We start from the raw sequence: 7,003 nt of genomic DNA, 5'->3' as shown, positions 1-7,003 counted from the left end.
CGGCCGCGGGAACTCCCGCGACTCTCCAAGAACACGCCGCCCACCCATGCTTTCTAACGGGCGCCTCAGCGGCGGGGCGGGAAGGGGAGGGGGAATCGGATTGGATTCACCTCCGGCCCCCGCCCCGCCCGCTGCAGGCGCGAGTTAGAAAGAGGACGCAGCGATCGCGACCACCGTCCGCCTAGCGCCTTGCTCGGAGCACTCCGAGCACGAGGTTCTCTTCGGGGACCTGCGTCCCACCGCCGGCGCTAGGCGGCGGAGCGACCACAGGGTTCGTCGCAAACCGCTGACGACTTCTGTGTTCCCTCTCTCACAGCGTCGATCGCGGGAGTTCTCGGCCGCGGGAACTCCCGCGACTCTCCAAGAACACGCCGCCCACCCATGCTTTCTAACTACCATTCGACTGTTCCACCATAACAGATATCCATGCAAGGGGAAACGGGACATCCCGGGCGTTGAGCCGAGGATCGAGAACCTGCAACGCGATGCAAGAAAGAACTGTGCGAGACGGGAAACGCGGCGGGCTCGTCAAGATCGACCGCAAGCCACGCACGCGTGGCTGCACCACCATGGGCGGGGCCCGCGGTCCGCGCTTTCACCCCCCTACCTGCAATACTCCCTCCTCCCGCAGGAATCGCAGAAGGCGCCGGACCAGATCTCGTCGAAGATCGATGCGTGAAGGCGGACGATCGCGGGGTCCTTCGTCGCGAACCCGATCTCGAAGTTCCGCCTCTCCGGCTTCTTGACGCCGAGACCGGCCCCGGTGAAGTTCGCGCTCCCCGCATAGAGAAACGCGCCGTCCACGAGAACCATCTTGAGATGAGCGCGCGGGCAGAAGAGCATCTCGAAGCGCTCGCTCGACGAGAGAACGCCGCTCGCGTCGATTTCCTCGCGGAATCTCCGCGACGGGGGCGCGCCGTGCAGGATCCGGATCAACACGCCGCGCTCCGCCATCTCCTCAAAGGCGCGAACGATCGAGACGTAACGTTTTCCCTTCCGAATCCGGATCTCCTTGACGTTGGCGGTCGCGATCCGGACGGACTCCTGCGCCGCGAGCATCCCCTCTTCGACCACGATCGAGTAGTGCTCTTCGTCTCGGAGGAAGCGGATCGGCGGGCCTTCGGTCATCGCGAAGAGAGGCGGCGGACGACGACGACCGTGGCGTCATCCTCCCATCGGGAGCGAGTATGGTCGAGCGCCGCGCGGAAGACGGCATCGAGGATCTCTTTCGCGGAGAGACCGCGGTTCGCGAGAATCGTGTCCTGAAGACGCGCCTCCCCGAACTGCTCTCCCTTTCGGTTCGCCCTCTCGATGATGCCGTCGGAGAACGCCACGAGAAGCCCGCCCCGATCGATATGCGCGAAGCCGCGCTTGAAGCGGATCTCGGGGAGCGGTCCGAGAACCGAGCCGCCGACGTCGAGCCGGAACACGCCGCGGTCGAGGACGAGAAACGGCGGGTTGTGCCCCGCGTTCACGTACATGAAGTTTCCGTTTCGTTCGAGCTCGCCGTAGAAGAGAGAGACGAACTTCGTCGAGAGCGTGCTTCGATGAATCACCGCGTTCAGCTTCCGGAGCGCCGGCGTGATCTTCATGTCCTTCTCGACGCCCATGCGAAGCCCCGTGACGACGTCGCGCACGAGAAGCGCCGCGGGGAGACCGTGGCCGCTCGCGTCGCCCACCGCGATCCCCATCACCTCCTCGTCGAGCGGAATGAAGTCGTAGAAATCCCCGCCGACGACCTCGGTGGTCTCGGCGCGCGCGGCGATTTCGTATCCGGAAAACAACGGGATGCGGTCGGGGAAGAGGCTTCGTTGGATCGTGCGCGTCTCCTCGAGATCCGCCCGGAGCCACTCATGCTCGAGGCGATAACCGAGGGCGTTCCGGATCGCGTTCAGCGAGAACTCGATCGTCTCCCGCTCCCATCCCTCGGCGAGACCGAACGCGAGCACCCACTCCCTCTCGCCTCCGACGACGATCGCGGCCGAAGTCGTGCCGCCCACGACCTCTTGCTCGAAGGCCGGATCGATGCCGGGCGTCGCCGCGTCGAAGATGTAGCACCGGTGTTGGAGGAGGAGGCGGACGGGCGGGTAGTCCATCGAAAGGCGGAAGCCCTGCGGGCTGGCGATCGGGCTCTTCCGATCGGAGATGAGCACGAGCTCGCCGCCGATGATCTCGTAGGCGCGCCCGTTCCGGATCGAGAGCTCCTGGCCGAACTCCTCCACGAGGTCGCGGAGCACGGTGGAGATCAGCTCCTGATGCTTGACTCCCGAAGCGATCTGGATCTTCGAGAGAAGGGCGTCGAGCTTGCGATAGAACGTTTTCGGATCGCTGATGGCCATTCGATGCCTCCCGCTTCGCGGTGATGGTAGGGGAGCGGATACCCGGGCGCAAGGGACATTCCGCGGCCGATCGCCGCCGAAGCCGCGGTGCGGGGCCTCGGCGGATCGGCGCTCCTCCGGTTTCGTGAAAACCGGCGCGGTACGCCCGCCGCGTGCTTGTTTTTCCCTTGCCGCGCGGCGGATCGTTAACTAAACTCACAGGTCTTCGGGTGAAAGGCGATGGAAGGGGAAAAGGGGAAGGCGAGCCGTCTGAAGAAAGGTCTTGCCGCCCTCAAAGAGGCTCAGAAAACCGAAGCCGCGCTGGGACGCCACCTTCATCTGGGTCTCACGCTGGCCGCCTCGACCCTCCTGTTCTTCTACGCGGGCTACCGGCTGGATCGCTGGGCAGGAACCCTCCCGATCTTCACCCTTGTAGGGACTTTTCTCGGCGCTGTCGGAGGTTTCGTGTACCTCTACCGCGAGCTGACCGCCGGGGAGAAGAAGAAGAGGTAGTGCGGCCGTGAGACATCCTGAGCGGGTGTTCGTGATCGGATCCGTCGCGACCAGCGCGATCCTGTTCCTTTCGCTTCGCCCGATCTTCCGCGCTTCGTTCGGCGCCGAGGCGTCCGCGACGCTTGCTTACGGGATCGCGGTTTCTCTCGTCGCCGTCGCGGCGAGCTTCTTTCTCCTGATGCGCGCGCTTCCCGCGTCGCACCGCTCCTTTCAGATCGTCTTTCTCGGAGGAATCCTGGGGCGGCTCGTTCTGTTCGGCGGCGCGGTGGGGGTGGGGTTCGCGCTTTCCGGACTGAACGGAAGGGGGGCGGCGCTCGCGATCGTCTCGGCCTTCGTTCCTCTCACCGCGCTCGAGCTCTTGTGCATCGTGCGGGGCCGCGCCGCCCGCTGCGCGGCACGCCCGAAGGAATGAAGCGATGAGCGGAACCGAAGCGATCGCAAGAGGAGCGCACGAGGCGGCGGCTCACGCGGACCACTCGGCCGATCACTTCGATTTCGTCCATCTGTTCCATCACCTGCAGGACGAGGTCCTCGTCCCGCTCCCCTCTTTCCGCGTCGGGGGGGCGACGTTCGATCTTTCGATCACGAAGGCCGTCCTGATGATGTGGATCGCCGGGGTGCTTTCGCTCTTCATCTTTGGCGGGATCGCGAGACGATTGCGTCGCGCGGATGTCCCGCTCGGAACGGTGACCAACCTCTTCGAGGCGATCATTCTCTTCGTGCGGGACGACATGGTGTACGAGATCATGGGGAAGGGATCGGGACGCCGCTTCACGCCCTACTTCCTCACGCTCTTCTTCTTCATTCTCTTCTGCAATGTTCTCGGCCTCGTGCCGTTCATGGCGACCGCGACGGGGAACCTCGCGGTCACCGGCGGGCTCGCGTTCCTCACATTTCTTCTCACGCAGGGGGCCGGCGTCCGCGAGCAGGGGCTCGGGACCTATCTCCGGAGCCTCGTGCCGCCCGGCATGCCGATCTTTCTTCTTCCGATCATGATCCCGATCGAGATCGTCGGCCATTTCATCCGGCCGTTCGCCCTCACGATCCGCTTGTTCGCGAACATGACCGCGGGCCACGTGGTGATTCTCTCGCTGCTCGGGCTGATCTTCCTCTTCCAGGCGGTCGCCGTCGCGATCCCCGCCATCGCTTTCGCGCTTTTCATCAACATGCTCGAGCTGTTTGTCGCGTTTCTTCAGGCATATATTTTCGTGTTCTTGTCGATCTTGTTCGTCAACGCCGCGATACACCCGGAGCATTGACGGCCTGCGGGTCGCGAGGCCGGCCGGGTGCGCCGCGGAAGGGAGTAAACGAGGAGGGACAGACGAAATGGAAATCGGAAACATCGCCGCCGGGTTCGGAGCGGGCCTCACGGTCTTGGCCGCGGGGATGGGGATTTCGAAGCTCGCGGCCGCGGCTCTCGAGAGCATGGGGCGGCAACCGGAGGCAGCGGGGGATCTTCGCACGTCGATGATCATCGCCGCGGCTCTGATCGAGGGGGTCGCGTTCTTTTCTCTCGTGATCTGCATGCTCCTGGCGACCAAGTAGGCGCGCGAGCGATCGGGGAGCGGGAATGGACAAACTTCTCAGCATCAGCCCAGGACTCGCGATCTGGACGGTCGTGAGCTTTCTCGCGTTCTTCTTTCTTCTGCGCAAGATCGCGTGGGGGCCGGTTCTTCAGGCGCTCGAGCGCCGCGAGAAGAGAATCTTCGACGCGATCGAGGCCGCGGAGCGCGCGAAGGAGGAAACCGCGCGAGTTCTGGAGCAACAAGCCGAGGCCCTGACGCGCGCCCGGGAGGAGGCCCGCAGGATCGTCGCGGAAGCGGCGGCCGAGGCCGGCGCTCGCGGCGAGGAGATCCTCGCCGGTTCACAGCGTGAGGCAGAGAGGCTCTTGGAGCGAGCGCGCGTCGAGATCCGGAGCGAGGAAGCGCAGGCGGTCGACCGCGTGCGGCGGGAAGCGGTCGACTTGGCGCTCGAGGCGGCGGCGAAACTGATCGGCCGCGCGATGAGCGAGGCGGACCACCGGCGTCACGTGGAGGAGTTCGTGGCGGAGGCGACGCGGTCCGCGGACGGGAAGCGGTCGTGAACGCGGGAGCGGGACCTCTCCTTCGCGTTTACGCCGGCGCGCTCTTCGAGCTGGCTCGCGAGAAGGGAGAGCTCGAGGAGCGAAAGGCCGAAGCGGAGCTTCTTCTCGATGTTCTCGATCGAGAGAAGCGCATCGGGAGAGTTCTTGTTTCTCCGCGCGTGACGGCCTCGCGCAAGACCTCTTTTGTCCGCGAGGTTTTCGGCGACCATTTTTCTCGAGACCTTCGAAGCTTCGTTCTTCTCCTCGTCGAGAAGAACCGTCAGGTCTTCTTGCGCGAGATGCTCGGGACGTTCGTCGAGCTTTGCGAAGAAGAGAAGGGAGATCTGCGCGGACGCGTGACGACGGCCGCCCCTCTCGCGGAAGAGGACGCAGCCGCCCTCGTCGAGGAGCTTTCAAGGCGCGCCGGTAGGCGCGTGATTCTCGAGAAGACCGTGGATCCGCAACTTCTCGGCGGAGGAGTTCTCCGGATCGGAGACATCCTTGCGGACGGAAGCCTCAGGAGGCGCATTCGGGAGCTGAGATTGAGACTTCTCGCCCCGCCCGGAACATAGAGGAGCAGCTGGTTCATGAAGATAAGACCCGAAGAGATTACTTCGGTAATCAAGCAAAAGATCCGCGCGTTCGACCGGGATCTCGAGATCGAGGAGGTCGGAACGGTCCTCGAGGTCGGGGACGGGGTGGCGCGGGTGCACGGCCTTCGCTCAGCGATGGCGAGCGAAATGCTCGAGTTCGGCGAGGGCGTGTACGGAATCGCGCTGAACCTGGAAGAGGACTCGATCGGTGCCGTGATCCTCGGAGAGTACCTTCGTATCGTGGAGGGCCAGGAGGTGCGGCGGACCGGCCGGATTCTCGATGTGCCGGTCGGCGAGGCACTGATCGGACGCGTTGTGAACCCGCTCGGTCAACCGCTCGATGACAAAGGTCCCGTGGAGGCAAGTTCCCGTCGCCCGGTGGAGTTCCACGCGCCGGGCGTCGTGCATCGTCAGCCGGTGAAACAGCCCCTTCAAACCGGTCTCAAGGCGATCGACTCGATGATCCCGATCGGAAGAGGGCAGCGGGAGCTCATCATCGGCGACCGGGGGACGGGGAAGACGGCCATCGCGATCGACACGATCATCAATCAGAAGGGCCAAGGGGTGAAGTGCTTCTACGTCGCGATTGGCCAGAAGGCCTCGACGGTGGCCGGCGTCGTCGAGCGGCTCGCCGCGTCCGGCGCGATGGACTATACGACCGTCGTCTTCGCGGGCGCGAGCGATCCCGCGCCCCTTCAGTATATCGCGCCGTACGCGGGCTGCGCGATGGCCGAATATTTTGTGTATGAGAAGAACGAAGACACGCTCTGCGTCTACGACGATCTGTCCAAGCAGGCGAACGCGTACCGGCAGCTCTCCCTCGTTCTCCGAAGACCGCCGGGCCGCGAGGCGTATCCGGGCGACATCTTCTATCTTCATTCTCGGCTTCTCGAGCGCTCCGCGAAGCTCTCCGAAGCCAAGGGTGGAGGATCCCTCACGGCGCTCCCGATCATCGAGACCCAGGCGGGCGACGTCTCCGCCTACATTCCGACGAATGTCATCTCGATCACGGACGGACAGATATTTCTGGTGAACGACCTCTTCTTCGCGGGTGTTCGTCCGGCGATCAGCGTGGGTATTTCGGTTTCCCGAGTCGGGGGAAACGCGCAGGTCCGCGCCATGCGCCAGGTCGCCGGTTCGCTTCGGCTCGACCTCGCCCAATACCGGGAGTTGGAGGCGTTCGCGCAGCTCGGGACGGAGCTCGACAAGACGACGCAGGCGCAGCTCGACCGAGGAGTCCGCCTGGTGGAGCTCTTGAAGCAACCGCAGTACAAACCGATGCCGGTCGAGGAGCAAGTCGTGTCGATTTACGCGGGAACCAAGGGCTTTCTCGACGACGTCCCGGTCGCGAAGGTCCGCGATTTCGAGGCGAAGTTCCTCGCGTTCATGCGGGAAGCGTGCGGCGGAATTCTCCGAGACATCGCCGAGAAGAAAGAGATCACGAAAGAGAACGACGCGGCTCTCGCGGCGGCGCTCCTTGAGTTCAAGGCCGATTACGCGAAAGAGTAGGCGGGCGC

9 protein-coding genes are annotated in these 7,003 nt (G+C 64.3%); 7 read left to right on the top strand and 2 right to left on the bottom strand.

Features of this window, described 5'->3' with window-relative positions; genetic code table 11:
* Positions 1-603 precede the first annotated feature (603 nt).
* Together FJY73_05440 and FJY73_05435 are read right to left on the bottom strand one after the other, a co-directional pair.
* Positions 604-1,128 carry a phospholipase D family protein gene (locus FJY73_05440; protein ID MBM3320103.1) on the bottom strand — a complete coding sequence of 175 codons (525 nt, stop codon included), beginning with the start codon at positions 1,126-1,128 and terminating at the stop codon, positions 604-606.
* Positions 1,125-2,339 (bottom strand): PP2C family protein-serine/threonine phosphatase, encoded by a 1,215-nt coding sequence (locus FJY73_05435; GenBank protein ID MBM3320102.1) that lies wholly within the window; start codon positions 2,337-2,339, stop codon positions 1,125-1,127. The genes FJY73_05440 and FJY73_05435 overlap by 4 nt, the downstream gene beginning before the upstream one ends.
* A gap of 219 nt (positions 2,340-2,558) precedes the next feature.
* Between FJY73_05435 and FJY73_05430 the strand changes: the two genes are divergently transcribed.
* From FJY73_05430 to FJY73_05400, 7 genes are all read left to right on the top strand, one after another.
* Entirely contained in the window at positions 2,559-2,831 is a 273-nt protein-coding gene (locus tag FJY73_05430; protein ID MBM3320101.1) for an AtpZ/AtpI family protein, read from the top strand.
* A 7-nt stretch (positions 2,832-2,838) separates the two neighbouring features.
* Entirely contained in the window at positions 2,839-3,243 is a 405-nt protein-coding gene (locus tag FJY73_05425) for a hypothetical protein (GenBank protein MBM3320100.1), read from the top strand.
* Positions 3,244-3,247: 4 nt separating this feature from the next.
* The gene (gene atpB, locus FJY73_05420; GenBank protein MBM3320099.1) at positions 3,248-4,090 is read left to right on the top strand and encodes a F0F1 ATP synthase subunit A; all 843 of its coding nucleotides are present in this window, start codon (positions 3,248-3,250) and stop codon (positions 4,088-4,090) included.
* A gap of 67 nt (positions 4,091-4,157) precedes the next feature.
* Positions 4,158-4,376, top strand: coding sequence for an ATP synthase F0 subunit C (gene atpE, locus FJY73_05415; protein MBM3320098.1), 219 nt, complete (start codon positions 4,158-4,160; stop codon positions 4,374-4,376).
* A gap of 25 nt (positions 4,377-4,401) precedes the next feature.
* Positions 4,402-4,914 carry a F0F1 ATP synthase subunit B gene (atpF, locus tag FJY73_05410; GenBank protein MBM3320097.1) on the top strand — a complete coding sequence of 171 codons (513 nt, stop codon included), beginning with the start codon at positions 4,402-4,404 and terminating at the stop codon, positions 4,912-4,914.
* Positions 4,911-5,465 (top strand): ATP synthase F1 subunit delta, encoded by a 555-nt coding sequence (gene atpH, locus FJY73_05405; GenBank protein ID MBM3320096.1) that lies wholly within the window; start codon positions 4,911-4,913, stop codon positions 5,463-5,465. Before atpF ends, atpH begins: the two co-directional genes overlap by 4 nt.
* A gap of 15 nt (positions 5,466-5,480) precedes the next feature.
* On the top strand, positions 5,481-6,995 hold the full coding sequence (locus FJY73_05400; GenBank protein MBM3320095.1) for a F0F1 ATP synthase subunit alpha: 1,515 nt from the start codon (positions 5,481-5,483) through the stop codon (positions 6,993-6,995).
* Positions 6,996-7,003: the final 8 nt, after the last annotated feature.

Source organism: Candidatus Eisenbacteria bacterium (genome assembly GCA_016867715.1).
Taxonomy (GTDB): domain Bacteria; phylum Orphanbacterota; class Orphanbacteria; order Orphanbacterales; family Orphanbacteraceae; genus VGIW01.
This window is presented reverse-complemented; position numbering and strand designations above follow the sequence as displayed.

Coding starts and splice junctions, on each gene's coding strand:
- FJY73_05440 (MBM3320103.1), bottom strand. CDS start 1,128: ATGACCGAAGGCCCGCCGATCCGCTTCCTCCGAGACGAAGAGCACTAC.
- FJY73_05435 (MBM3320102.1), bottom strand. CDS start 2,339: ATGGCCATCAGCGATCCGAAAACGTTCTATCGCAAGCTCGACGCCCTT.
- FJY73_05430 (MBM3320101.1), top strand. CDS start 2,559: ATGGAAGGGGAAAAGGGGAAGGCGAGCCGTCTGAAGAAAGGTCTTGCC.
- atpB (MBM3320099.1), top strand. CDS start 3,248: ATGAGCGGAACCGAAGCGATCGCAAGAGGAGCGCACGAGGCGGCGGCT.
- atpE (MBM3320098.1), top strand. CDS start 4,158: ATGGAAATCGGAAACATCGCCGCCGGGTTCGGAGCGGGCCTCACGGTC.
- atpF (MBM3320097.1), top strand. CDS start 4,402: ATGGACAAACTTCTCAGCATCAGCCCAGGACTCGCGATCTGGACGGTC.
- FJY73_05400 (MBM3320095.1), top strand. CDS start 5,481: ATGAAGATAAGACCCGAAGAGATTACTTCGGTAATCAAGCAAAAGATC.